21 protein-coding genes and 1 tRNA gene are annotated in these 24,559 nt (G+C 74.0%); 13 read left to right on the forward strand and 9 right to left on the reverse strand.

Features of this window, described 5'->3' with window-relative positions; all coding sequences use genetic code 11:
• Window positions 1-149: 149 nt before the first annotated feature.
• A complete protein-coding gene (locus OG299_RS25400) occupies window positions 150-635 on the forward strand; it encodes a phospholipase (RefSeq protein WP_327362729.1) in 486 nt (161 codons plus the stop codon).
• A 121-nt stretch (window positions 636-756) separates the two neighbouring features.
• Complete coding sequence (locus tag OG299_RS25405) at window positions 757-1,017, forward strand: ATP-binding cassette domain-containing protein (RefSeq protein ID WP_405702869.1); 261 nt, start codon at window positions 757-759, stop codon at window positions 1,015-1,017.
• Here the strand turns inward: OG299_RS25405 and OG299_RS25410 are convergent.
• Window positions 993-1,754 carry a class I SAM-dependent methyltransferase gene (locus tag OG299_RS25410; RefSeq protein ID WP_327362730.1) on the reverse strand — a complete coding sequence of 254 codons (762 nt, stop codon included), beginning with the start codon at window positions 1,752-1,754 and terminating at the stop codon, window positions 993-995. The two genes, OG299_RS25405 and OG299_RS25410, sit on opposite strands and share 25 nt — an antisense overlap.
• A gap of 51 nt (window positions 1,755-1,805) precedes the next feature.
• Here OG299_RS25410 and OG299_RS25415 point away from each other — a divergent pair, with 51 nt between their 5' ends.
• A complete protein-coding gene (locus OG299_RS25415) occupies window positions 1,806-2,039 on the forward strand; it encodes a hypothetical protein (protein ID WP_266629151.1) in 234 nt (77 codons plus the stop codon).
• A gap of 428 nt (window positions 2,040-2,467) precedes the next feature.
• Here OG299_RS25415 and OG299_RS25420 read toward each other — a convergent pair.
• A tRNA-Arg gene (locus tag OG299_RS25420) sits at window positions 2,468-2,540 on the reverse strand.
• 332 nt (window positions 2,541-2,872) lie between these two features.
• On the opposite strand from OG299_RS25420, the gene OG299_RS25425 reads away from it, so the two are divergent.
• The 9 genes from OG299_RS25425 (at window position 2,873) to OG299_RS25465 (ending at window position 13,711) form a co-directional block, all read left to right on the forward strand.
• Window positions 2,873-4,486 carry a GTPase domain-containing protein gene (locus OG299_RS25425; RefSeq protein ID WP_327362731.1) on the forward strand — a complete coding sequence of 538 codons (1,614 nt, stop codon included), beginning with the start codon at window positions 2,873-2,875 and terminating at the stop codon, window positions 4,484-4,486.
• Between the two features lie 4 nt (window positions 4,487-4,490).
• Window positions 4,491-6,341: a GTPase gene (locus OG299_RS25430; protein ID WP_327362732.1), complete on the forward strand. Its 1,851-nt coding sequence runs from the start codon at window positions 4,491-4,493 to the stop codon at window positions 6,339-6,341.
• Window positions 6,342-6,527: 186 nt separating this feature from the next.
• Window positions 6,528-6,935, forward strand: a complete 408-nt coding sequence (locus OG299_RS25435; protein WP_053785592.1) for a single-stranded DNA-binding protein — start codon at window positions 6,528-6,530, stop codon at window positions 6,933-6,935.
• 218 nt (window positions 6,936-7,153) lie between these two features.
• Window positions 7,154-8,296: a thioester domain-containing protein gene (locus OG299_RS25440; protein WP_327362733.1), complete on the forward strand. Its 1,143-nt coding sequence runs from the start codon at window positions 7,154-7,156 to the stop codon at window positions 8,294-8,296.
• Between the two features lie 447 nt (window positions 8,297-8,743).
• On the forward strand, window positions 8,744-10,228 hold the full coding sequence (locus OG299_RS25445; RefSeq protein ID WP_327362734.1) for a bifunctional phosphatase PAP2/diacylglycerol kinase family protein: 1,485 nt from the start codon (window positions 8,744-8,746) through the stop codon (window positions 10,226-10,228).
• Window positions 10,229-10,323: 95 nt separating this feature from the next.
• Window positions 10,324-10,710: a barstar family protein gene (locus OG299_RS25450; RefSeq protein ID WP_327362735.1), complete on the forward strand. Its 387-nt coding sequence runs from the start codon at window positions 10,324-10,326 to the stop codon at window positions 10,708-10,710.
• 130 nt (window positions 10,711-10,840) lie between these two features.
• Complete coding sequence (gene ettA, locus OG299_RS25455) at window positions 10,841-12,505, forward strand: energy-dependent translational throttle protein EttA (RefSeq protein ID WP_266629165.1); 1,665 nt, start codon at window positions 10,841-10,843, stop codon at window positions 12,503-12,505.
• 10 nt (window positions 12,506-12,515) lie between these two features.
• Window positions 12,516-12,995, forward strand: a complete 480-nt coding sequence (locus tag OG299_RS25460; protein ID WP_266629167.1) for an acyl-CoA thioesterase — start codon at window positions 12,516-12,518, stop codon at window positions 12,993-12,995.
• Window positions 12,992-13,711 carry a DUF8010 domain-containing protein gene (locus OG299_RS25465; RefSeq protein WP_327362736.1) on the forward strand — a complete coding sequence of 240 codons (720 nt, stop codon included), beginning with the start codon at window positions 12,992-12,994 and terminating at the stop codon, window positions 13,709-13,711. Before OG299_RS25460 ends, OG299_RS25465 begins: the two co-directional genes overlap by 4 nt.
• A gap of 69 nt (window positions 13,712-13,780) precedes the next feature.
• Here the strand turns inward: OG299_RS25465 and OG299_RS25470 are convergent, their stop codons facing one another.
• On the reverse strand, window positions 13,781-14,185 hold the full coding sequence (locus OG299_RS25470; RefSeq protein WP_266629170.1) for a globin: 405 nt from the start codon (window positions 14,183-14,185) through the stop codon (window positions 13,781-13,783).
• Between the two features lie 153 nt (window positions 14,186-14,338).
• On the opposite strand from OG299_RS25470, the gene OG299_RS25475 reads away from it, so the two are divergent.
• Window positions 14,339-15,346 carry a methyltransferase domain-containing protein gene (locus OG299_RS25475; RefSeq protein WP_327362737.1) on the forward strand — a complete coding sequence of 336 codons (1,008 nt, stop codon included), beginning with the start codon at window positions 14,339-14,341 and terminating at the stop codon, window positions 15,344-15,346.
• Window positions 15,347-15,361: 15 nt separating this feature from the next.
• Here the strand turns inward: OG299_RS25475 and OG299_RS25480 are convergent, their stop codons facing one another.
• The 6 genes from OG299_RS25480 to OG299_RS25505 form a co-directional block, all read right to left on the reverse strand.
• Window positions 15,362-16,378: an FHA domain-containing protein gene (locus tag OG299_RS25480; protein WP_327362738.1), complete on the reverse strand. Its 1,017-nt coding sequence runs from the start codon at window positions 16,376-16,378 to the stop codon at window positions 15,362-15,364.
• A 53-nt stretch (window positions 16,379-16,431) separates the two neighbouring features.
• Entirely contained in the window at window positions 16,432-17,757 is a 1,326-nt protein-coding gene (locus OG299_RS25485) for a vWA domain-containing protein (protein WP_327362739.1), read from the reverse strand.
• A gap of 43 nt (window positions 17,758-17,800) precedes the next feature.
• On the reverse strand, window positions 17,801-19,414 hold the full coding sequence (locus tag OG299_RS25490) for a protein phosphatase 2C domain-containing protein (protein WP_327362740.1): 1,614 nt from the start codon (window positions 19,412-19,414) through the stop codon (window positions 17,801-17,803).
• Window positions 19,415-19,417: 3 nt separating this feature from the next.
• Window positions 19,418-22,189 (reverse strand): serine/threonine-protein kinase, encoded by a 2,772-nt coding sequence (locus OG299_RS25495; protein WP_327362741.1) that lies wholly within the window; start codon window positions 22,187-22,189, stop codon window positions 19,418-19,420.
• Window positions 22,186-23,451: a hypothetical protein gene (locus tag OG299_RS25500; protein WP_266629178.1), complete on the reverse strand. Its 1,266-nt coding sequence runs from the start codon at window positions 23,449-23,451 to the stop codon at window positions 22,186-22,188. The genes OG299_RS25495 and OG299_RS25500 overlap by 4 nt, the downstream gene beginning before the upstream one ends.
• A gap of 71 nt (window positions 23,452-23,522) precedes the next feature.
• A complete protein-coding gene (locus tag OG299_RS25505; RefSeq protein ID WP_266633544.1) occupies window positions 23,523-24,467 on the reverse strand; it encodes a glutamate ABC transporter substrate-binding protein in 945 nt (314 codons plus the stop codon).
• Window positions 24,468-24,559 lie beyond the last annotated feature (92 nt).

Genomic DNA, 24,559 nt, shown 5'->3' on the forward strand with positions numbered 1-24,559 from the left:
CTGACCCCCCGTCACCCCGACACCAGGGCACGGCGAGCGGCGTTATAGCGGCGTTAAGGGGCGGCGATAGGACGTGCCCCGAGGGTGGAACCCGACGCCGTACCGGGGGTTACCCCGGGCGGCCCCCACCCCCGTCCTGGAGGAATGCCATGCGCCGTCGTCCCGCTCCTCTCCTCGTATCGGCGGCCGCGGCCGCCGTACTCGTCGTCGCGACGCCCGCGTCGGCGGCCCCGGCCGACAAGCCGCAGGTCCTCGGCGGCTGGACGCAGACCAGCGCCGCCAGCTACGACGCCTGGATCGCGGCGCGCGGCAACCAGGGCAAGTGGGCGGCGTACGGGTTCGACTGGTCGACGGACTACTGCTCGACCTCGCCCGACAACCCGTTCGGCTTCCCCTTCCAGACGTCCTGCGCCCGCCACGACTTCGGCTACCGCAACTACAAGGCCGCAGGTACATTTCCGGCCAACAAGTCCCGGGTGGACGATGCCCTTTACGCGGACCTGAAGCGGGTCTGCTCGGCGTACTCGGGTGTGAAGAAGGGCTCCTGCGACAGCACCGCGTGGACCTACTACCAGGCCGTCAAGGTCTTCGGCGTCTCCCCGCAGGACGCGCCGCAGGACGCGCCCGCCGCCTGAGCCGTCCCGTGATCGACCCGGTTCCCCCTTGATCTCCGGTCCCGCCCGCACCCCCGTCGGGCGGGACCGGTCGGGTTCTGCGCTCCCTCGCGCGCCCCCTTCTCGCCCGCAGATCCTGCTGATGGACGAGCCCTGCTCGGCGCTGGACCCCACCTCGACGCGCCGTATCGAGGAGACGATCCGGGAGCTGGCCGAGGAGGTGACGATCGTGATCGTCACGCACAACATGCAGCAGGCGGCCCGCGTTTGCGACCAGTGCGCCTTCCTCCTCGCGGAACAGGGCACCCCGGGCCGCATCGTCGAACACGGCCCCACGGAGGCGATGTTCTCCACCCCGTCGGACCCCCGCACGTCGGACTACGTCCAGGGCCGCTTCGGCTGACCCACGCGCGCGATCCGCAGGTCGACGACGTAGTGCTCTTTCACCGTCCCACCGGGGAACAGGACTCGGAGCCGCTCCCGCTCGGCGCTGAGGAAGTCACCGCTCCCGGGTCGGCCGACCAGGAAGAGGGAGTGGGTCGCCAACTTGGCAAGATGGGCGTCGATCGTGATTTCTCGAGACCAAGGCAGCAGCCGGGTGGTGAACTCCAAGCCGCCCTGCGACCTGGGATGTTCGTTGATGTACCAACCGGGACCGAACCTCTCCTCGATCCGGGCCTGCTGGTCGGCGATCCACTCGACGCCCACGTCCGGGTCGTTCGACCAGACGGCCAGCGCCCCGCCGGGTCGCAGCACGCGCAGGGCCTCCGGTCCGGAGTGGGCCGGATCGGTCCAGTGCCAGGACTGCGCGTACGCAAGGAGGTCAAGGGACCCCGACGCGAAGGGCAGCCGATCCCCATCCCCGCGTACGAGCGGAACGCGCGGGTGACGCCGCCGGAACTCCGCGGCCATCCCCGCCCCCGGCTCGACGCCGACCACGTTGGCCCCGCGGGCGCACAACAGCCCGGTGGCGATCCCGGTGCCGGCCCCCACATCGGCAACCCGCGCCCCGCGCAGCGCCACCCCGGAGACCTCCTCCAGGGCATCCGCCAGCGCGTCGGGATACGAGGGCCGATGGTCCCCGTACCGCCGCGCAGCCACCCCGAACGACCGCGCCCGCTCCACAGATCCGTCCGCCATCCGCCCACCTTCCCGCACCACCCCCCTCCCACACCAGGGCACACTGGGGCCATGGCCGCTCTCGTCTACTTCCGAAAGATCTCCGAAGACGCGGAAACGGTCCGCTACGCCTTCGGCCCCGACCCGGAAGACCTCCCCCGCACCCTGACCCTGAACAAGGCCACCCGCACCTCCGCAGTGGACGACGGCCGACTCGACCACCTGTCCCTGAAGGCATCCCGCAAGATCAACGCCCTCCACTCCCGATCCACCCACTGGCCAGACCGGGGCATGAGCGCCAGCTGACCCCGCTGCCGGTCACCCACGACGGGCCTCGGCCGAGGGGTGTTCGAACCGCGGGGACGCCGAGACAGGTGCCCGGGGCAGGAATTCGACGCCGAGGGCCGAGGTAATTTCAGGCCGTCAGCAGGCCTCTACGTTGCACCAGTTCCGAGGCGCAGCGCCGACGGGCCGGGCTCCGTGACGCGGACTCATTCAGGACAATCCGCTTCGCGTGGCCGTTGCACTGGACCGTGTCAGGGCAGCCTCGTGCGCCTGCGTCGGACTGAAAAGGGTATGGGTCGAGGGCGTCTCCATGTGATCCAGAACCCACGAAACCGCCCCGTCCCGGCCCAACGGCGTGCATTCCCGCAGCAGACCGCCGGCGCACAGCCGGGCCACCGCCGACGGCGCCCTGACCAGCGTCTCCGCTGGTCAGGCAAGGAGAGGGAGAGTGCCCCCGGCAGGACTCGAACCTGCGGCCAAGTGCTTAGAAGGCACCTGCTCTATCCACTGAGCTACGGGGGCCGGAAGGTGGCCGTGGTGGCCTGGAGCCCCGTGGTGGGGGTGGGACTGTCGTCCGGACCGGGTCAAGGATAGGGCTCCGGCCGCCTTGTCCCGGTTGCTTCACCCGCGTGCCACGATGTGGAGGTTCGGTGAAGCGGTCCCGATAATCGCAGGCAGGTGCGATTCTCGCACCGCTTTTGCGCCGCGGCGCCCCTGGTGTTGTGCACTCGTTATGCCTGCGCCCCACTCGTCCGCTGTGTCCAAAAGGTCCCGCTGGAGTCGCGGTCGGCGCGCAGAGGGCGTATAAGCTTCAAAAATGGTCCCAAATTGGGCATTCTTCGCATGTGGTGACCTTGGATGTTCGGCCTCAGCTGCTCGATGCCCTGTCCGCCCTGCGCGACCGGGTCGCGTCCGTGCGTCTGCCGCTGCCCCTGCCCGGCGCCCCGCGCGCCCGCCAGACCAGAGCCGAGCTGCTCGCGCAGCTCGACGACTACCTCGTACCCCGGCTGAAGGCGCCCGACGCGCCGCTGCTCGCCGTCGTCGGCGGGTCCACCGGGGCCGGTAAGTCCACTCTCGTCAACTCCCTCGTGGGGCGCCAAGTGAGTGAAGCCGGCGTACTCCGGCCCACGACACGGACCCCGGTGCTCGTCTGCCATCCGGATGACCATCACTGGTTCGCCGGGATGCGGGTGCTCCCCGACCTGATGCGGGTCTGGGCCCCGCCCGGCGAGGACGACCCGCTCCCCGCCCCCCACCGCGGCTCCCCCCGCGGATTCGGGAACACCGCCGCCACCCGCGAGCTGCGGATCGAGACCGTCGCCGGCCTCCCGCGCGGGCTCGCCATCCTCGACGCCCCCGACATCGACTCCCTCGTCGTCGAGAACCGGACACTCGCCGCCGAGCTCATCTGCGCCGCCGACATCTGGGTCATGGTCACCACCGCCTCGCGGTACGCCGACGCCGTGCCCTGGCACCTGCTGCGCACCGCCAAGCAGTACAAGGCGACCCTGAGCATCGTCCTCGACCGGGTCCCGCACCAGGTGCTCGCCGAGGTCTCGCGGCAGTACGGGGCCCTGCTCACCCGGGCCGGGCTGGGCGACGTACCGCGGTTCACGGTGCCCGAGCTGCCCGAATCGGCCGGCGGGGGCGGGCTGCTGCCCGCCAGCGCCGTCGCCCCGCTCTTCGCGTGGCTCGCCCACCACGCGCAGGACCCGGCCGCCCGGCAGTACGCCGTCGGGCGCACCGCGCTCGGCGCGCTGGACTCCCTCGGGCGCCGGATGCCGGAGCTGGCATCCGCCGTCGCCGCCCAGTACGCCGCCTCCGTACGGCTGACCTCGGCCGTGGAGGACGCCTACCGGAGGGAGGGCAAGCGGGTCCGCAACCGGCTCGACCAGGGCGGCGTACTGGCCGGGGACGCGCTGACCCGGTGGCGCGGCTACCCCCTCGACACCAGCGCCGACGAACTGCTCGACTCGCTCGCCGAGTCGCTCGCCGCACTGCTCCAGTGCGCGGTGGCCGCCGCCGACGAGCGGATCGCCCAGGCCTGGCGGCGCGAGCCGGCCGCCGGGGCGGTGCAGCTGCCCGGGCCCGACCGGGAGGCGGCGGAACGCATCGGCCTGGCCGTACGGCACTGGCGGCGCGTACTGGAGGAACTTGCCGAGGAGGAGGTCGCGCGGCTCGACAAGCAGCCCGCGCCCGACCCCGACGGGATCGCCGCCCTGCTGGTCGCGGCCCTCCTCGGCGGCAAACGGGCCCGGCCCGCCGGGGAGAAGCTCGCCGAGCGGATCGGCGTACAGGCCGCCGTACGGCTGCGCGACCGGGGCGGCGAACTGGTCGCGCAGCACCTGGAGCAGGTGCTGCGCGCCGAGCGGGACCGCCGGCTGGCCCCGCTGGAGGCGCTCGAGGTGACGCCGGAACCGCAGGCCGAGCTGATCGCCGCGCTGTCCCTACTGCAGAAGGAGAGGTGACGCGGTGACCGCTTTGACCGACCGCACCGACGACCGCTGGGACGACGGATTCATCGCACGCTCGCGCCGCGTCGGCGGGATCGACGTCGACCTCGACCCCGATGACGACACGGGCGGGGACGAGGGCGACGACGCGCTCGTCCGCGCCGTCTCCGGCGCCGGCAGCGACGGGGGCAAGGCGCCCTCGCCGCCGCTCAGCCCCGAAGGCCAGGCGCTGCGCACGCGCCTCGAGGCGCTGCGCCAGCTGGTCGGGCTCTCACGGACCCGGCTCGACGGAAAGACCCTCGCCGAGGCGGGCCGGGTGCTCGACGAGGCGGCCGCGCGGCGCGGGCTGTCGCTGCAGCACACGGTCGTCGCGATCGCCGGTGCCACCGGAAGCGGCAAGTCCACGCTCTTCAATTCACTCGCCGGAGTGCAGATTTCCGAAACGGGGCTGCGCAGGCCGACGACCGCCGCACCCATCGCGTGCAGCTGGTCGGACGGCGCGGCCGGGCTGCTCGACCGCCTCGAGATCCCGGGCAGGCTGCGCCGCCGGCCGCGCGAGACCTCGGAGACCGGGGCGCTGCGCGGGATGGTCCTGGTGGACCTGCCGGACCTGGACTCCGCGGTCGGGGCCCACCGCGACCACGTGGACCGGGTGCTCGCCCTCGTCGACGCGGTGGTGTGGGTGGTCGACCCGGAGAAGTACGCCGACGCGGTGCTGCACGAGCGGTACCTGCGGCCACTGGCCGGGCACGCCGAGGTGACGTTCGTCGTGCTGAACCAGGTGGACCGGCTGCCCGGCGAGTCGGCGGACCTCGTACTGGACGACCTGCGACGGCTGTTGGACGACGACGGCATCGCCCTCGGCGAGCACGACGAGCCCGGCGCCACCGTCCTCGGGCTGTCGGCGCTGACCGGCGAGGGCGTCGGGGAACTCCGCGACCTCCTCGCACAGTTCACCCAGGAGAAGGGCGCCGCGACCCGGCGGATCTCCGCCGATGTCGACCGGGCCGCCATGCGCCTGCGTCCGCTGTACGTGGCCGACGGCCATCCGGGGCCGGAGATCGGGGAGGCGGCGCGCGCCGAGTTCGAGGACCGGCTCGCGGAGGCGGTCGGGGCGTACGCGGCCGGGCTGGCCGCCGAGCGGGCCTGGCGGCGCAATGCGGGCAAGGCGTGCGGCACCCCTTGGCTGCGGCTGTGGCGGTGGTACGAGGGCCGGCGCGCCCCGCGCACCCTGGCCGGGCTGGCCGCGCTGGCGGCGATCGGCGGCCGGGGACCTGCGACCGCGCAGACGCCGGTCGAGGAGGAGGTGACCGCGCGCCAGCGGGTGGAACAGGCCGTACGGACGGTCGCCGACGCGGCGGCCGACGGGCTGCCCGACGCCTGGGCGCAGGCGGTACGGGAGACCGCGGTGCGGGGCGCCGAACAGCTCCCGGAGTCGCTGGACGAGATCGCGGTGACGCTGGGGTCGGCGGTCACGGTGCCGAGCGCCAAGCCGCCGCGGCCGGCGTGGTGGCCTGCGGCGGTGCTGGCGCAGGCGGCGATGACGCTGCTGCAGATCTACGGCGGGCTGTGGCTGGTCGGGCAGATCGCCGGGGTCCTGGAGCCGCGGCTGATGCCGCCGGTGCTGCTGATGGTGGCGGGCATCGTCGGCGGGCCGCTGGTGGAGTGGGCCTGCTCGATCGCGGCCCGGGGCCCGGCGCGGCGGTACGGGCAGGACGCGGAGCGGCGGCTGCGGCAGGCGGCGGCCGGCTGCGGGCGGGCCCGGGTGCTGGAGCCGGTGGCGGCGGAGCTGCTGCGCTACCGGGAGGTGCGCGAGCAGTACGCGACGGTGGCCGCAGGGGGGACGAAGTTGTCCACAACCCGCGAGTAGTCCACAGGCCGGAGCGGGAATCGGGGGGCCGCGCCAGCATGGGTCGTACCTCGTGCGGATGGTCCGTGCGGGTCGTGCGGATGGTCTGTGCACGTCGTGCGGATGGTCCGTGCAGGTCATGAGGACGGTCCGTGCAGGTCGTGCGGACGGTCCGTGCGGGTACGGATGCGGGGGAGGGCTGCCGGGATGAACGACACCACGGTGACGCTGATCGGCCATGTGGCCACGCAGATCGACTACAAGGAGACGGTGAACGGGCCGTCTGCGCGGTTCCGGTTCGCCGTGACGCCGCGGTACTTCGACCGGCGCAAGGACGCCTGGACGGACGGGACCACCAGCTTCTACACCGTGTGGGCGCGGCGCACGCTCGCGGTGAACCTGGCCGGCTCCGTCGCGGTGGGCGAGCCGCTGGTGGTGCACGGGCGGCTGCGGGTACGGGAGGATCCACCCGACGGAGAGGGCAACCGGTGGTTCTCTGCGGAGATCGACGCGACCGCCGTCGGCCACGATCTGAACCGGGGGACGGCGGCATTCCGGCGGGTCGTCAAGGCGGACCCGCCGCTGATGGCCACTCAGAAGGCGGCGGTGGTCTGAGTGTTCGAGGCGGTTAGGATTCCCCGATACTCACGGGCACCTGGGTCATTGGCCCGAAGGGGAAGACTGTGTCGATTGCCGTTCCCGCATCCTCCGCTCCTGATTCCGTTCCTTCTGCGCCGTCTGCTGCTGTCGCTTCCGCAAGACCTGCCACCTCGGTTACTGCGGCGACTGCGGTTGCCTCGGTTGCGGCCGTACGGGCCTGCGCGCGGCGGCCGTTGGCGGCTGCGCTGCTGGCTGCGGCCCTGGCCGCCGCCCCGGCCGCGCGGGCGGCCGCCGACTCCGGGACGCCTGCGCCCCGGACGCCGGAGGGCGCGAGCGCCGTGCTGGACGGGCTGAAGACGTACGGTCAGGCGGTCCTGCGCGCGAAGGACGGGTCGGTCCGGCAGATTCCGGCCGGGCTGTACGAGATGCGGGTCGACGGAGGCGGGATGCTCCAGACCTACGGGGTCGGCGTGGCGGGCAACGCCCAGCCGCAGGCCCGGTACACGGAGAGCGGCTGGAGCGGCACCCTGCTCGAGGGGAACGGGGAGGCGGGCCGGATCCGCTGGGTCCTCGAGCACTCCTACCCGCAGCTGAACGATCTCGCCGGACTGGCCAAGGCGGCCGGGGCCGGGGCCCTGACCGCGCAGAGCGCGGCCGCCGGAACCCAGGTCGCGATCTGGCGGCTCGCGGACGGGGCGCAGGTGGAGGCCGCCGACCCCGCGGCGGAGAAGCTGGCCGACTACCTCCAGCGGTCGGCGGGCAAGCTCCCGGAGCCGCCGGCCTCGCTGGGGCTGGACCCGGAGAACGTGTCGGGTCCCGTGGGCACCCGCCTCGGGCCGGTCACCGTGCGGACCGGGGCGCAGAGCGTGACGGTCACCCCGGACGCGGCGGCCGTGGCGATGGGGGTGCGGGTGGTGGACGCCGAGGGGCGAGCGCTCACCACCGCGGCCAACGGGAGCCGGCTGTACTTCGAGGTGCCGGCGGGCACCCCGGACGGCGCGGCCTCGGTCACGGTCCAGGGCTCCACGAAGGTGCCGGTCGGGCGGGTCTTCACCAGCGGGGTGCCGTCCCAGGCGCAGATCGTGGCGGGCTCCAGCGAGTCCGCGGCGGCGGCCTCGGCGCACGCGGTCTGGCCGCAGCCCGTGGTGGCCGAGGCCGTCACGACCGGCGACGGGCCCGCCGTGACGCAGGCCTCGGCCGCGGCTGCGGCTGCGGTTTCGTCGGAGTCCACCACGGACGAGGAGCGGCTCGCCACCAGCGGCAGCTCCGCCGCCACCCCGGTCATCGCCTCGCTGGCGGTGGGCCTGGTGGTACTGGGCGGCCTGGTGGTCCTCCTGCTCCGCAAGCGCCCACTGGACGAGGAGGACCAGGCGTAAGGGGGCATCCACATACCCCGGGTACGGGTCCGAGGGGCGGCGGCATGGTGCCGAGGACGTCCCTCGGGTATCCGGGCGACGGGATGCCGGTGGGGAGAGGTCAGGGGCGGCGGCACGGTGCCCATGACGCCGCTCGGGTGCCCTGAGTCGGGGTGCTCATTCGGGGTGCTCATTCGGATTGCTCATGGGGACGGGGCCTGGGGGTAGCGGCGTGTTGCCGGTGAGATGGCTCCGGCGGCCGGAGTCCCGTGGCGAGGGGCCAGTGGCGGCGTCACGCCCCGGATGTCGCTGCGGTGTCCTGGCGGCGGGATGCGCGTGGGGAGGGGGCCTTGGGGGAGCGGCATGTTGTCCGTGGGGTGGCTCCGGCGCGCGGAGTGCGGGCGCCCGGGGAGGGCCGGTTGGCGGAGGCGTTGGTTCCGAGGCGGAGGTTTCGGGTAAGCGCAGGCAATGGCCGATCAGGAGCTGACCTGGCGGGGCTCCGCCGCGCGGTGGGACCGGATGCTGTTCGACGGGGTGGCCCGCCGGCACTGGCCCGCGGCCGACCGGGTGCTGCCGAGACTGGGGCGGGCCGCGAACCACGGGGTGCTGTGGGGCGCCGCCGCCGCGGCCATCGCGGTCATCGGCTCGACCGGGGCCCGTAAGGCGGCGCTGCGCGGAGCCGCCTCGCTGGCGCTGGCCTCGGCGACCGTCAACACCATCGGCAAATGGTCCGTACGCCGGCCCCGGCCGCTGCTGGAGGGCGTGCCCGAGGTGCGGCAGCTCGTGAAACAGCCGACGACCACCTCATTCCCGTCCGGGCACTCGGCGTCCGCGTTCGCCTTCACCACCGGGCTCGCGCTCGAGGCGCCCGGCTGGGGCGCCGCGCTGGCCCCGGTGGCCGTGTCGGTGGCGTTCTCCCGCGTCTACACGGGGGTGCACTACCCGTCCGACGTGGTCGCGGGGGCGGCGCTGGGCGTGGCCGCGGGCCTGGCCGTACGCCGCCTCGCGCGCGGCGTCGAGGAGGCGCGGGTCGTGCCGGGCGACGAGCGGACGGCCGCCGAGGCGCCCGCGCTGCCGGACGGGGCCGGGCTCACGGTGGTGGTCAACACCGGGTCGGGCACGGCCGCCGACGCGGGGCTCGACGTCCTGCGCGCCCGGCTGCCCAAGGCCGAGGTGGTCGAGTGCGCCGGCCCGGAGCTGGCCGCGGAACTGGCGGCGGCGGCCGCCCGGGCCACCGTGCTCGGGGTGTGCGGCGGCGACGGTACGGTCAACGCGGCCGCCACCGCCGCGCTGCGGGCCGGGGTGCCGCTCGCCGTGTTCCCCGGCGGCACGCTCAACCACTTCGCCCTCGACCTCGGCCTCGCCGGGGCCGAGGACACCTGCCGCGCCCTCGCCGCCGGCCACGCGGTCCACGCCGCGGTGGGCCGCTTCACCCCGGGTCCCGACCCCGAGGACGGCCGCTCCGGCCACTTCCTGAACACCTTCAGCATCGGCGCGTATCCGGAGCTGCTGCGGCACCGCCTGCACTGGGCGCCGCGGATCGGCGGCGGGCCCGCCGCGCTCCTGGCCGCCTGGAAGGTGCTGCGTGCGGAGCGCCCCGTACGGCTCCGGCTGGCCGGGCGGCCCCGGAGCGTCTGGCTGCTCTTCGCGGGCAACGGCACCTACCACGGCACCGGCCCGGCCCCGCGGCGCCGCGACAGCCTCGGTGAGGGCCTGCTCGACGTCCGCCTCGTGCACGGCGGCGGCCGCCCCGGCCCGCGCCTGTTCGCCGCCGCGCTCACGGGCCCCCTGAGCCGTTCCCCCGTCCACACGGCCACCCGCCTGCGCAGCCTGCGCGTCGCGGAGATCCCCGCCGGCACCCCGCTGGCGTACGACGGGGAGTACGCCCACGCCCCCGCTGCGCTGGTGCTCGACGCCCTCCCGAACGCCCTGACGGTCTACCGCCCCCGCTGACGGAACCCCCACGGCGCCGCCTCCCCGCCTCCCGGCGACTGCGCGCCCCTGTCTGCGCGCCCCTGCCTCCCCGCCCCCCGTCTAGGCTCACGGTCGTGACGAGGATCTACGTGCTCGACGGCCGCCGGATCGGGGGGCTCGAGGACTTCTGGGTGTTGTTGGGGGAAGCCGTCAACGGGACCGGGGGGTATTTCGGGCGGAACCTGGACTCCCTCAACGACTGTCTTCGGGGCGGCTTCGGAACCCCTGACGACGGCGACTTCGTGATCGAGTGGCGCGACCACGAGGAGTCCCGGCGGGCGCTCGGCCACCCCGAGACGGCCCGCCACCTCGAAGGAGTCCTCACGCGCTGTCACCCGACGAACCGCGAGCGCGTCGCCGACGGCCTGGCACGGGCGCGCACCGGCCGGGGGCCCACGCTGTTCGACTTCCTGACGGAGATCTTCGAGGGGCAGGTCCCGGGCGTCCTCCGCCTTCGCTGACCTGCCCGAAGTCCCTCCGCGGGGCCGCCCCCGCCGGGGTCCCCGGGCCCATACGGGTTTCCCCCGGGGGATGGACGTACGGCAAGATGGGGTGTATCTGCCCACCCATCGATCTGCCGGACGGTTTCTCTTGGCTGAGTTCATCTACACCATGCGCAAGACGCGCAAGGCGCACGGCGACAAGGTGATTCTTGATGACGTCTCCTTGAACTTCCTGCCCGGCGCGAAGATCGGTGTGGTCGGCCCGAACGGTGCCGGTAAGTCCACCGTTCTGAAGATCATGGCTGGCCTGGAGCAGCCGTCCAACGGCGACGCCTTCCTGTCGCCCGGCTTCACCGTCGGCATCCTGATGCAGGAGCCCAAGCTCGACGAGTCCAAGACGGTCCTGGAGAACGTCCAGGACGGCGCTGCGGACATCATGAAGAAGCTCAAGCGCTTCAACGAGGTCGCCGAGCTGATGGCGACCGACTACTCGGACGCGCTCCTCGACGAGATGGGCAAGCTCCAGGAGGACCTGGACCACTCCAACGCCTGGGACCTCGACGCCCAGCTGGAGCAGGCCATGGACGCCCTGGGCTGCCCGCCCGGCGACTGGGCCGTCACCACCCTCTCCGGTGGCGAGAAGCGCCGCGTGGCGCTCTGCAAGCTGCTGATCGAGGCCCCGGACCTGCTCCTCCTCGACGAGCCCACCAACCACCTCGACGCCGAGTCGGTGAACTGGCTGGAGCAGCACCTCTCGCAGTACGCGGGCGCCGTCGTGGCCGTCACCCACGACCGGTACTTCCTGAACAACGTCGCCGAGTGGATCCTCGAGCTCGACCGCGGCCGCGCGCACCCCTACGAGGGCAACTACTCCACCTACCTGGAGAAGAAGGCCACCCGCCTCAAGGTCGAGGGCCGCAAGGACGAGAAGCGCCAGAAGCGCCTCAAGGAAGAGCTGGAGTGGGTCCGCTCCAACGCCAAGGGCCGCCAGACCAAGTCCAAGGCCCGTCTCGCCCGCTACGAGGAGATGGCGGCCGAGGCGGACAAGATGCGGAAGCTGGACTTCGAGGAGATCCAGATCCCGCCGGGCCCGCGTCTGGGCTCGATCGTGGTCGAGGTCAACAACCTCTCCAAGGCGTTCGGTGACAAGGTCCTCATCGACGACCTGTCGTTCACGCTGCCGCGCAACGGCATCGTCGGCATCATCGGCCCGAACGGCGCCGGCAAGACCACGCTCTTCAAGATGCTCCAGGGCCTGGAGGCGCCGGACTCCGGCTCCGTCAAGGTCGGCGAGACCGTCAAGATCAGCTACGTCGACCAGTCCCGCGCCAACATCGACCCCAAGAAGACCCTCTGGGCGGTCGTGTCGGACGAGCTGGACTACATCAACGTCGGCCAGGTCGAGATGCCGTCCCGCGCGTACGTCAGCGCCTTCGGCTTCAAGGGCCCGGACCAGCAGAAGCCGGCCGGCGTCCTGTCCGGTGGTGAGCGCAACCGCCTCAACCTGGCGCTGACGCTCAAGGAGGGCGGCAACCTGCTGCTCCTCGACGAGCCCACCAACGACCTCGACGTCGAGACCCTGTCCTCGCTCGAGAACGCGCTCCTCGAATTCCCGGGTGCGGCCGTGGTCATCTCCCACGACCGCTGGTTCCTCGACCGGGTCGCCACGCACATCCTGGCGTACGAGGGCGAGTCCAAGTGGTACTGGTTCGAGGGCAACTTCGAGTCGTACGAGAAGAACAAGATCGAGCGTCTCGGCCCGGACGCGGCCCGTCCGCACCGTGCCACCTACAAGAAGCTCACGCGAGGCTGAGGCCGGAACCATGGCCAGACACCACTACCGGTGCCCCCTGCGCTGGGCGGACATGGATGCCTTCGGGCACGTCAACAACGTCGTCTTCCTCCGCTATCTGGAGGAGGCGCGGATCGACTTCATGTTCCGCCTCGCGCCGGGGGAGGGCAGCGAGTCCTTCACGGGCGGCTCCGTCGTGGCCCGCCACGAGATCGACTACAAGCTGCCCCTCGTGCACCGTCACGAGCCGGTCCTCATCGAATCCTGGGTGACCCGGATAGGCGCCGCGTCCCTGACCATCCGCTACGAGGTCAAGGACGAGGCGACCGAGGACGCACCCGAGACGGTGTACGTGCGCGCCGAGACCGTGGTCGTGCCGTACAACCTCGCCGAGGGGCGGCCCCGCCGCATCACGGCCGAGGAGAAGCACTTCCTCGAGAAGTACCTCGACGAGCCGGCCAAGCCGGCCGGCAAGGCCAAGGCCGCCGCCGAAGGGCGCCTGGCGGCATGAGCGAGCAGCTGCGCTTCGCCGACTCCGGGGAGGCGGCGGACCTCGCCGCCTTCCTGGGCCGGCTGGTGCACTACGACCGCGCCGCCGCGGTCCGCCTGCAAGCGCAGGCGGGCGGCGGCGCGCTCGCCGTCTTCGGACGGCCGGCGTCCTTCGAGGTGCTGGCCATCCGCACGGTGCGGCTCGCCGTGCCCGTCTCCCGGCCGCTGGACGTGACGGTGTCCGCCGGCGAGCTGCTGGAATCCGTCGAAGAGGCCACCGCGAGCGCCGCCGTCCCCGGGCCGGTCACCGGCCCGCCCTGGACCGGGGTGCTCCCGCCCCGCGGCGGCTGGCGGCAGCTGCCCGGGCTGCCCGGCCCCGAGGAGATACGGGCCGCCGTGGCGGCCTGCGTCGCCGAGTTCCGGGCCCGTGACGAGGCCCTGCCCCCGCAGCACCGGACCCGGTCCGAGCGGGACCGCATCGGCCGTGAGATCTGGTCCAGGACGCTGGGCGGCACCGAGCTCCCGCTGCGCGCCGTGCATGCCGCGCAGTCCCTGGGCTTCCTGCGGCCGATCCGGTCGGCCGTGCCGAGCGGTGCCCCCGCACCCGGCGCCCCCGAGCCGGTGGCCCTGCTGGCCTCGGGTAGCTGGCTCCGGCTGCGTACCCCGTACGGCTCGATCGCGATGCGCCGGCCCGGCGGCAACGGCGGCCTGGGCGCCCTCCAGGTCCGGCCGGTCTGACCTCCGGGCGGGCACTCCGCCCGGGGTTCCGCATCCCGCGTACGGGCGCTCGTACGGGCTCCCGTACGGCTAGCCCGCGGTGTTGATCATCGATGCGGCGGCGTACGTCAGGTACCGCCACAGCTGCGCCTCGTGCTCCGGCGCCAGGCCCAGCTCGTCCACCGCCACGCGCATGTGCCCCAGCCACGCGTCGTGCGCCGCCGCGTCCACCTGGAACGGGGCGTGCCGCATCCGCAGGCGCGGGTGGCCGCGGTTCTCGCTGTACGTGTTCGGGCCGCCCCAGTACTGCATCAGGAACAGGGCGAACCGCTCCTCGGCGGGGCCGAGGTCCTCCTCCGGGTACATCGGGCGCAGCAGCGGGTCCTCCGCGACCCCCTGGTAGAAGCGCCGCACGAGGCGGCGGAACGTCTCCTCGCCGCCGACCTGCTCGTAAAACGTCTGCTCCTGAAGCGTGCCCCGCGGAATCTCATTCACCCGACCATCGTCTCAGACGCCCGGACGGAGGACCGGGGACTTAGGACCCCGGCTCCCACGACCACCGGGTTCACCGCCCGCCGGCTCCCGCGCCGGCCCGGGCTCCCGCGGCCACCGCTCGCCTCCCGGGCCCGGCCGCAGGACAGTGGAGCCATGGGTGCACACGCCGCACACTCCGCCCGCCCCGCGCCGGCCGCCCACGCCGAGACGCGGGACCTGCGGGACGCCGCCCACGCCGCGCAGGTGCGGGAGCTGACCGCAGCCGGAGTGCTGCAGGATCCCGCCTGGCGCTCGGCCTTCGCGGCGGTGCCCCGGCACGTCTTCGTCCCGTACTTCTTCACCGGCCGCGGCGCCGGCCACGAGCGGCTGTGGGGCGAGGACCCGGACCCGGCCCACCGCGCCCGCTGGCTGCGCGGGGTCTACACGGACGGACCGCTCGCCACCCGGCTGCGCGACGGCGAACTGGTCTCCTCCAGCAGCCAGCCGTCCCTGATGGCGAAGATGCTGCAGGCGCTGGACGTCCGCGACGGGGACGACGTGCTGGAGATCGGCGCGGGCACCGGTTACAACGCCGCGCTGCTGTGCCACCGGCTCGGCGACGAGCACGTCACCACGGTGGACCTGGACGAGGAGATCACCGAGTCCGCGCGGGCGCACCTGGCCCGGCTCGGCTACCGGCCGACCGTGGTCACCGGGGACGGGGCGCGCGGCTGTCCCTCCCGGGCTCCGTTCGACCGGATCCTGGTGACGTGCACGCTGCCGCTGATCCCGCACGCCTGGCTCGGCCAGTGCCGGCCCGGGGCGCGCATCCTGGCCCCGCTGTCGACCGGGCTGATCGCGCTCACGGTCCGCGACGCCGGCCTCGCGGAGGGCCGCTTCCTGCACACCCCGGCGTACTTCGTCCCGCTGCGCGGGGCCAAGGCCTCGCCGACCGCGCCCGGGCTGCCGTACGGGCTCCCGTACGAGCTGGTGGAGAACGAGCGCTTCCAGTTCATGCTCTTGCTGACGGCGGGCGCGCTCCACCCGCGCGAGGCCCTGGACCTGTGGCGCGGCGAGGGCAGGCCGGGCCGGGAGCGGTTCGGGGTGACGGTCGGCGCGGAGGGCCAGTGGTCCTGGCTCGACGACCCCCAGGGCCCGTACGTATGGCCCCTGGGGGAGTAGTGCAGCGGCTCGGGATCAGCCCCGGCGGATGGTGATGGTGGTCCAGGCGCCCACGTGGACCCGGTCGCCGTCGGTGAGGGGGACCGGGACGTAGGGCTGGATCGGCTCCTCGCCGCCGTTGATGGTGGTGCCGTTGGTGGAGTTCTGGTCCACCACCGCCCAGCTGAGGTCGGGCTGCTGGACGAGCACCGCGTGCTGGTGGGAGACGCCCGGGTCCTCCGGGGGCACCGACAGGTCGATGTTCGGGGACTCGCCCGTCGAGGCGCGGCGGCGGCCGATGGTGATCTGGCCGCCGGAGAGCGGAAGATGCTGCTCCGGGGAGTACGCGGGCAGGTTGAGCCCGGCCGCCTCGGGGCCGCTGCGCTGCATCATCGCCATGAAGTACGAGCGGTCGGGGCCGATCGTCGCGCTCCAGGCGCCCGTGCTCTGCGGCGGGAACGGCTGCTGGGGCTGGGGCTGCTGCTGAGGCTGGTACTCGTGCTGCGGCGGGTACTCCGGCTGCCGGTACTCCTGCTGCGGCGGGGGCTGCTGCCGGTACTGCTGCTGGGGCGGGGCCTGGTGCTGGGCCTGCTGCTGCTCGTGCGCCGGGGGCGGCAGCAGCCAGTCGTCCTCGCGCTGCAGCGGCTCCGCCGGCCGGTTGACCCGGGACGGCCGGGAGCCCTGGTACTCGAAGTGGTCCTGGGAGAACTGCGCCGGGGCAGGAGCCGGCGGCGCGGGAGGCGGAGGCGGCGGGGTCGCCCCGGCGCCGGTCCCGCCGACGGCTCCGGCATCCGTGCCGAGCGGCGCGTACGAGGTCGCCGAGCGGGTCAGGAAGTTGTACCGGCACTCCTCGCAGAACGGGGCCATGGCCTCGCGCGGGGTCCGGCACTGCGGGCAGAGCTCCGCCTGGGCGGTCGGCTCACCGGCGGTGGGAGGGTAGCCGTAGCCGTAGGAGGGCGCCGCGGGCGCACCCGTGGCGGCAGCCATGCGGTGGCCGCAGACCTCGCACCAGTCGTCGGAGGCGGACTGGTGCCCGTTCGGGCAGGTCGGCATGGCGGCTCTTCCCCCTTCAGCCTGCGTCATCGCGTCAGGTCTTCTCAGGTCTCTCAGGTCTTCTTCACTCGGACGGTCTGGATCGAACGCGTTTCGAGGGTCATCTCGTCGGCATCCGCGACCTTCGCCTTCAGCCGCACAGTACCCGCCGCGGCATCGACGACATCCACCACCTTCGCGAGCAGTTTGGCCGTGTCTGCGTTTCCGGAGGCACTGGCCAGCTGCACGGCACGGCCGAGCTTGGCCGTGGCGCCGTCGACATCGCCCAGTTTGCGCGCTTCCAGGCCCTGTTGGATAGCCTGCGCGAGCTCCGCCTGTCCCGTGTAGTGGGCGACCTGCGGGTTGATGGCGGTGGACGCGGCCAGATCGTCCGTCCACACCGCCCGGACCAGTCCCTGCGCGAGCGTGGCCGGCGGCTCGCCCGGCGCGCCGGGCAGGAGGAGCGTGGCCCGGGCGGCCAGCATCTCCTGCCCGACGGAGGCGGCCGGGACCCGGACGCACACGTGGTACTCGCGGGACTCGTCGCCCCAGGACCCGGTCGGGTAGTCGCCGGCGCGCGGGCCCGCATCGGTGCGGCGGCCGCTGAGGTCCTGGACGGTGGGCGCGACCTGCTTGACGTACTGGATCTCCACGCCCACCGGGGTCCACAGGCGCAGCGCGACGTCCGCGACCTCCTTGCCCATGACGTTCTCCATCATGCGCGTGAAGTCCTCGGCGAGGTGCGCCGGGTCGGCCACGATGTCGGCCGAGCCGAGCAGGGCGCTCGCGATGCCGGTGACCTCCTTGACCTCCCAGTCGGTCCCCACCCCGCGGGCGTCGCAGGTGAAGCGGCCCGCGCAGGCGTCGAGGGTGGCGCGGAGCACGGCCGGGTCCTCGTGCTCGTTGCGGCCGTCGGTGAGCAGGATGCCGTGCCGTATGGCGGCCGAGGACTGGCGCAGCAGGCCGTCGGCCAGGCGCAGCCAGGTGCCGATGGCGGTGCCGCCGCCCGAACTCAGGGACCGCAGGGCCTCCTTGGCCTGGGCCCGGGTGGCCGGGTCGGCGACGGCGAGGCGGCCCTGGCCGGGGTAGACCTCCTTGGCCACGTGCGTCCCGGCGACGACGGCGAACGCGGTGCCGTCGCGCAGGGTGTCGATCGCGGCGGCGGTGGCCTCGCGGGCGCCGCGCATCTTGTCCGGCGGGTACTCCATGGACCCCGAGCAGTCCACCATGATCACGACAGCGGCCGAGCCGTGGGCGGCCGCCGCGCGGGTGGCGGCGGCGCCGCCGGTGGACGTCACCGTGACGATGGCGTGGACGTCCCGCCCGCCCTCGGGGAGGAACTCGTTCTGGTACACCTCCACGCTGAAGCGCGGGGCGCTCGGCTTGGCGAAGTTCGCCATCGGTTGGACTCCTAGGAGAGGGACGGGGGACGGGGCGGGTGGATCAGCCCTGAGGGCGTACTTCCGCTTCCGCTTCCGTTTCCGATTCCGCTTGCGCTTGGGGCTGTTCCGGCCCGGGCGCACCCGCCGCTGCCCCGGCGCCCGCCTCCGCCGTTCCCGGCCCGGTCGGCGCGGCGAACGGGACGAGGGCGACCGTGACGTTGTCGTGGCCGCCCCCGTCGAGGGCGTGCCCCACCAGGACCTGCGCACTGTGCAGGGGGCGGGCGGCGGCGTCCGCGGGCAGTACCTGGGCCATGTCCTGGGCGGACTCGGCGTAGTTCCACAGGCCGTCGGTGCAGACGACCACGACGCCCGCGTGGTCCGGCTTGAAGGTGGCGGTGTGCGGCTCCAGGTCGTACGCGTCGGCCCCGAGCCAGCCCGTGATGGCGTGGGCGCGGACGTCGGCGTAGGCCTCGGCCTCGCCCATCAGCCCGGCCGCGACCATCTGGGCCGCCCACGAGTCGTCCTCGGTGAGGCGGCGCGGCAGCGCGTCGCGGTCGTCGGGGACCCAGTACGCGCGGCTGTCGCCGACCCAGCCGATGGTCAGCAGGCCGCCGCTGACGACGGCGCCGACCAGGGTGCAGGCGGGGGCGTTCTGCGCGCCCTGGACCTCCGGGGCCAGGGCGTTCACGGCGGCGGCCGCGGCCAGGATGGCGTCGTGCATGGCCTCCTGGGGGTGGGCGCCGCGGGGGAGGGCTTCGAGCAGGGCCTCGTTGGCGGCGCCGGCCGCGGCGGCCGATGCCTCGTCGGGGCGGCTGGCGGAGGAGACGCCGTCGCAGACGATGGCCACGGTGGCGGCCGAGCCGTCGGGCAGGGCGGTGGCCGCGACCGCGAACGAGTCCTCGTTGCGGTGGTGGCGCAGCCCGCGGTCGCTGACGGCGGCGACGCTGCCGAGCTCCTCCTCGAGGTGGTCCCGCTCCCGCGGCTGGGCGTGCCCGCAGTGCTCGCAGTACCCGTCGGTGTCGACCCGCCCGGCCCGGCAGGCCACGCAGGTCTTCCCGCCATCGGCGGCCGCGGGAGCGCTGCCCTGCGCGGCGGCGGTGGCGTACGGGTCCTCGTGCCCGGGGCCGGCGGCGCCGTACGCGGCTTCGGCCGCACCCCAGGGGGTCCCTTCGGGAGGGGTGGGGGCGCTGCCGGGCCGGTCGTGGCGGATCTCGCCGCCGGCTGCCGGATCGGCCACGCTGCCGTACGCGGGCACGGGCGCCCCGTACGAGGACCCCTGCGGCGGTACGGGGGCGGCCGCGGGCGCGGGCGCGGCGACCGGCGGGGCGACGGGCTCCGCCACCGGCCGCGCGGCGGCGGCTTCGGGGACCGGCCGTGCGCCCGGCTCCGTGCCGGGCTCGGCGGCCGGCTCCGCCGGTGCGGACCAGCCGGCGGTGTCCCCGACCAGCGTGGGCGCCCCACCGGCCGCGACACTGCCCCACCCGGGCGCGGGCTCCGCGAGGGCGTACCCGCCGGCCGGGCCCGCCGGGAGCGGCGGGATCGGGAGGGTCGGGTTGTCGCGGGACACGGGAGGGGGCGCGGCGGACACGGGGGAGCCGCAGACGCCGCAGAAACGGTCACCCTCCTCGAGGGGCTCCGCGCAGCTGGGGCAGCCAGACGGCCGATGCATCGACATCACTCACACCCACGTCCGGGGACGGAAACGGTTTGCCCGCTCCACCAGTTCGATCCTGTCCTCGCCCCGCTGCGCCAGCCGCGCGAGTACGCGGTACGAGCGCTCCAGGCCGAAGCGCAGGCCCCGCTCGTCCAGTTGACTGCCGAGCAGCGAGGTCCGACCGGGGTCGGAACCCCGGCTACCCGACAGTACCCAGTCCAGGGCCGAGCCCAGAACCTCCGTCGACAGCCGTTCGTGGCGCACCGCGTCCAGCCCGAACCGTTCCAGGGCCTCGACCTGCGCGGCAGCAGCCGCCAGATCCGGCAGCAGGGCCTCCTCGGGAGACCGGTCGCGCAGGCGTGCCCGTACCGCCGCCACCCGTGCGGCGGTGTAGTGGATCGATGCCTCGGGCACGGATTCCAGCGTGCGCACCGCACCGGACCGGTCGCCCGCGGCGAGCTGGACGCGGGCCAGCCCGAAGGCCGCGCTCACGAACCCCGGGTCGGTGATCCAGACCAGCCGGTAGTACTCGGCGGCGTTGTCCAACTGGCCCAGGACCTCCGCGCACAGGCCCAGCGCCAGCTTCGGCGCGGTCTCGCCAGGGAACGCGTCGTAGACGGCGTCGAAGGACAGCGCCGCTATCTCGTCCTCGCCGGTGGCCAGCGAGGCGATCCCGCGGGCCCACACCACCCGCCAGTCGTCCGGGTGCCGGGCTTCCAGGGCGGTCAGGGCGCCGCCGGCCGCGGCGAGTTCGCCCAGCTCCAGGCGGGCCCGCAGCTCGCGCAGCCGCAGCTCCGCCGACTCGGCGGGCGCCGAGCGCAGGGCGCCCAGCAGGTCGCCCGGTGCGGAGGCCAACAGTCCGGCCAGGAAGCCGGAGTTCGGGTCGCCCGCGTCCACCAGCGGCACCGGCAGGGCCAGCGCCATGCCCCGGGCGTCCAGCGCGGCCAGTTCGCCGGGGCGTACGGCCGGCGGGGGCACCGCCACGGGTCCGGGCGCCTGCGGACCCGCCCCCGGGGCGTGCCGGCCGGCCGGCACCTGGGCCTGGCGCGGAGCCGGGACGGTACCCGGCCCCGCCGCTCCGGCCGCCGGGCCGCCGGCCCGGTGGGTCGCCGTGGTCCCGAGCGGCGCCGACAGGGCTGCCGCCCCCGGCGTCCCCGCAGGGGCCGCGGCCACGGCAGCCGCCGGAGCGGGCGGCAGCGCCGACGGCCCCGGCCTGCGCCCGAGCCTGCGTCCCGCCGCGGGAGCCGGCAGCGTCCGCGCCCCGAGCCGGGACACCTCGGCCCCGGCCGCCTCGGCGAACAGCCGGGTGTCCAGCACCCGGAGCTCCGGCCCGAAGAGCGTGGAGACCTGCGGCCGGGGGTGGCCCGTCTGCAGGGCGACGACCTCCCGCAGCACGCCCGTCAGCTGGTCCGCCATCTCCTGCGCGGACGAGAACCGCCGGTCCGGATCCGGGTCGGTCGCCCGGACCAGCAGCCGGTAGAAGGACTCGTACCGCCCGAACACCTCGATGTGCTCCGGATCCGGCAGCGAATCCACGAACACGTTCGTGTAGCCCTGGAAGTCGAAGGTCAGGACGGCCAGCGTCCGCGCCACCGTGTACAGGTCGGAGGCGACCGAGGGGCCGAGCTCGGCCACCTCCGGCGCCTGGTAGCCGACCGTGCCGTAGATGGCCGACTCCTCGTCGTCCATCCGGCGCACCGCGCCCATGTCGATCAGCTTCAGCTGGTCCTGCTGCTGGATCGCGTTGTCGACCTTGAAGTCGCAGTACAGCAGGTTCCTGCTGTGCAGGTGTCCGAGCGCCTCCAGCGCCTCGATCCCGTACGCGCAGGCCTGCTCCACCGGCAGCGGATCGCGCCGGCCGTCCGGCCGCCGCCGCTCGTTCGCTATCTCCTTCAGCGACTTGCCGCCGACGTACTCCATGACGATGTACCCGTCCAGCGAACCCGTCCGCTGGTCCAGGTGCTCCACGAAGTTGTAGATCCGCACGATGTTGGAGTGCTCGATCTCCGCGAGGAAGCGCCGCTCCGAGATCGCCGCGGCCATCGCGTCCTGGTCCCCGGTGTCCAGCAGGCCCTTGAGCACCACCCACCGGTCCGACACGGCCCGGTCCACCGCCAGGTACACCCAGCCGAGGCCGCCGTGCGCCAGACACCCGGCCACCTCGTACTGGCCGTGCACCACCTCTCCCGCGCGCAGCTTGGGCACGAAGGAGTACGGGTGCCCGCACTTGGTGCAGAAGCCCTCGGTCCGGCCCGGCCGGTCCCCGCGGGCCCGGCCCACCGGAGCCCCGCAGTCCGAGCGCGAGCAGAACCGCTTGCGCTCCGGCACCTCCGGGTTCTCCAGCACCGCCGCCGAAGGATCCGGACGCGGTACCTCCGGGACGTTGACCAGCCCGGCGCCCAGCCGGCTGCGCCCCGAGGGCCCGGCCGCCGAACCCGAACTGCGCACCGACACCGAGCGGGTGGACCGGGCCCCCGACAGGGAGCGCGAGAGCCGGCCCGACACCGAGCGCCGCGAGGACGAGGACCGCGAGGAGCGTGCGGAGGCCGACGTCGACCCGGACCGGCCCGACCGGGCCGAGCCGTGAGAGCCCTGCGAGCCCTGTGAACCCTGAGAGTCGCCGTGCCGGGCCGCGCTCGTCATCCCCGTCGGCGGCGAGACCAGCTCCTCCGCACCCGCGGCGACGGATCCGACCGGCGCCAGGCCGCAGGTGTCGCAGTACAGCTCGCCGTCGCCCATGTCCTCGTACGACCCCGGGCAGCCGGGGCGAACGCACGCGGTTCCGACCAGACTCATGCGTCCTCCTCCCCCGGCCCCGCGGGCCGGTACTGCGGCTGCGGTGGTGCCAGTGACTCGGCCGTCGCCTGTTGGTAGCGCAGCACGGCCTGCTCGGCGGCCCGCAGATCGCAGGGCGCGCTCCACAGCATCCGCCGGGCCGTGTCGTACCGCTCGATCAGCAGCGGGTCCTCCGCCATCCCGTGCCGGGCCACCTTCGCCTTGTACGCGTCCAGCCGCCCGCGCAGTTCGGCCCGTACCGCCAAGGGAGCCGTCACTGCCGTCAACGATTCGCGGGCCCGGCGCAGTTCCTCCTCGGCCCGCTCCTCCAGCGATTCCAGCAGCGGCGAGAGCCGGTGCCACCGGGCCTGGCGCCGGTACTCGGCGGCCGCGGCCAGTTGCTCCTGCAGCGCCGTCGGCGGCCCGCTGACCACCGGAACCTCCGAAGCCGCGATTTTCGCCAGCACCTCGCCGCGCGCGGTCCGCGCCTCGGACAGGGTCCGGTCGGCCCGCGAGAGCACGTCCCGCAGGCTGATCAGCCGCTGCTCGGCGTCCTGCCGTACGGCCAGGACCGCCTCGATCTCCCGGCGTACGTCCTCCAGCGCGACCGCGGCCCGGTCGTATCGGGTGGTGTCCGGACGGCCCCCGCCGGGCGCGGAACTCCCCGCCACCGGCTGCCAGAACGCCAGCGGATCAGCGATCACCTGCGCCCGCAGCCCGGTCAGCTCGGCGGTGATGTCCTCCAGGTCGTCGCCCGAGGGGTGTTCACCGGGGCGGACCCCCACCGAGTGGGCCAGCGAGCGGGTGCGGTGCAGTTCGGCCGCGAGCAGGTCGATGCGGGCGGGCAGCGCCGACCACACGGAGTCGGCGGCCACCACCACGTCCAGCGAGCTCGCGTACAGCTCGTTCATCCGGGACACCAGCTCGGCGAGCGAGAGCCGCTCCGCCAGCGCCACGCCCTCCGCCGCGGCCCCGGCGATCAGCACCCCGGGCCCGCGCAGCCGCTCGGTCAGCTCGATCAGTTCCTCGCGGCCCGGCCAGCGGCGCCGCTCGCGGATCTCCCGGGCAGCGCCCAGCGCCCCGCTGTAGGCGTCGAAGTACGTCCACAGCCGGGTGATGGCGGCGTCGGCCTCCGCCCACCGCTCCTTGGTGACGCCGGTCAGCCCGGCCCCCTCCAGCAGCCGGCGCCCGGCGTGGTCCTGCAGGGCGAGCAGCGAGGTCTCGACGGCCTCGTGCTCCGCGCCGAGCCGGGCCAGGGCGCGGTCGACGTCGTCCCGGTCCATCACTGCCGACTGCGCTTCCAAAGACCCCGCCTCCGCTTTCCTGACATCGGGCTCCGACTCTGCCACCTGCCTCAGCCGTCCCGGTACTTCGGCGCGGGCGGTCCGGCCACTCCGGGCAGGACGGGCTTGAGGTGCGTCACGTAGGCCTGCATCCAGGGACTGTTGTCACCGCCGGCGCGGTAGTTCTCCAGCACCTTGTTGACCCGGCGCACCAGGTCGGAGGCGTCCTTGTTCATGGCGACCCCGTAGAACTCCTTGGTGAACGGGGAGCCGACGAGGCGCACCGACGGGTCCTGCGCGGCCTGGCCGGCCGCGAGCGCGTTGTCCGTGATGATGCCGTCCACCTCGCCCAGCTGGAGCCGGACCAGGCAGTCGAGCTGGTTGGGCACGCTGACCGGGACCGAGCCGTACGGCTGGGCCTTGAGCGCCGCTTCGGCCGTGGAGCCGGCCGCGGTGCAGATCCGGCGGCCCTTCAAAGAGGCGTCGTACCCGGTGATCGGCGAGCCCTTGGGGGCGAGGACCTGCTGCCCGGCCTCGAAGTACGCCGTCGAGAAGGCGACGTCCTCCAGCCGCTTGCAGTTGATCGTCATGGTCCGCACGACGACGTCGACGCGGCCGTCATGGAGGGCGGGGACGCGCTGGCTGGTGGGGATGGCCCGGTAGATGACCGCGTTCTCGTCGCCCAGGATGTCCTTCGCGATGGCCTTGACCAGGGCGATGTCGAACCCGTCGAGGCGGCCGTCGACCGGGTTGCGGTAGCCCCATTTGAAGCTGTTCTGGTCCACGCCCGCGACGAGTTTGCCCGCCTTGCGGATCCGTTCGATGGCCGGACCGTCCACGCCGGACGGGCGCAGGCTGGCCTCCGGGTCCTGGCAGGTGTCGGTGAGCGACCACGGCGCCGGGGCGGCGGCCATCGAGGCGGGCTCGCGGACCACGACCCCCCGGCCGGTGTCCGGGGTGGCATGGGCCAGCGGCAGCAGGACGGCCGCGGCCGTCACCGCGCACGCGGCGGCCATGGCGCTCACCCCGCCCCAGCCGCGCAGCCGCCCCGCGAGCCGGCGCAGGCCGGTTCCGCCGTCGTGGCCCTCGTCGTGGCCCCCGTCGTGGC

The organism is Streptomyces sp. NBC_01296 (assembly GCF_035984415.1).
Taxonomy (GTDB): Bacteria; Actinomycetota; Actinomycetes; order Streptomycetales; family Streptomycetaceae; genus Streptomyces.

Bases quoted from the DNA above. Each gene is read 5' to 3' on its own strand.
- OG299_RS25410 (WP_327362730.1), bottom strand. From the start codon at position 1,754: ATGGCGGACGGATCTGTGGAGCGGGCGCGGTCGTTCGGGGTGGCTGCG.
- OG299_RS25465 (WP_327362736.1), top strand. From the start codon at position 12,992: ATGAGCGAGCAGCTGCGCTTCGCCGACTCCGGGGAGGCGGCGGACCTC.
- OG299_RS25415 (WP_266629151.1), top strand. From the start codon at position 1,806: ATGGCCGCTCTCGTCTACTTCCGAAAGATCTCCGAAGACGCGGAAACG.
- OG299_RS25460 (WP_266629167.1), top strand. From the start codon at position 12,516: ATGGCCAGACACCACTACCGGTGCCCCCTGCGCTGGGCGGACATGGAT.
- OG299_RS25490 (WP_327362740.1), bottom strand. From the start codon at position 19,414: ATGTCGATGCATCGGCCGTCTGGCTGCCCCAGCTGCGCGGAGCCCCTC.
- OG299_RS25475 (WP_327362737.1), top strand. From the start codon at position 14,339: ATGGGTGCACACGCCGCACACTCCGCCCGCCCCGCGCCGGCCGCCCAC.
- OG299_RS25500 (WP_266629178.1), bottom strand. From the start codon at position 23,451: ATGGACCGGGACGACGTCGACCGCGCCCTGGCCCGGCTCGGCGCGGAG.
- OG299_RS25495 (WP_327362741.1), bottom strand. From the start codon at position 22,189: ATGAGTCTGGTCGGAACCGCGTGCGTTCGCCCCGGCTGCCCGGGGTCG.
- OG299_RS25405 (WP_405702869.1), top strand. From the start codon at position 757: ATGGACGAGCCCTGCTCGGCGCTGGACCCCACCTCGACGCGCCGTATC.
- OG299_RS25435 (WP_053785592.1), top strand. From the start codon at position 6,528: ATGAACGACACCACGGTGACGCTGATCGGCCATGTGGCCACGCAGATC.
- OG299_RS25445 (WP_327362734.1), top strand. From the start codon at position 8,744: ATGGCCGATCAGGAGCTGACCTGGCGGGGCTCCGCCGCGCGGTGGGAC.
- OG299_RS25400 (WP_327362729.1), top strand. From the start codon at position 150: ATGCGCCGTCGTCCCGCTCCTCTCCTCGTATCGGCGGCCGCGGCCGCC.
- OG299_RS25480 (WP_327362738.1), bottom strand. From the start codon at position 16,378: ATGCCGACCTGCCCGAACGGGCACCAGTCCGCCTCCGACGACTGGTGC.
- OG299_RS25505 (WP_266633544.1), bottom strand. From the start codon at position 24,467: ATGGCCGCCGCGTGCGCGGTGACGGCCGCGGCCGTCCTGCTGCCGCTG.
- OG299_RS25485 (WP_327362739.1), bottom strand. From the start codon at position 17,757: ATGGCGAACTTCGCCAAGCCGAGCGCCCCGCGCTTCAGCGTGGAGGTG.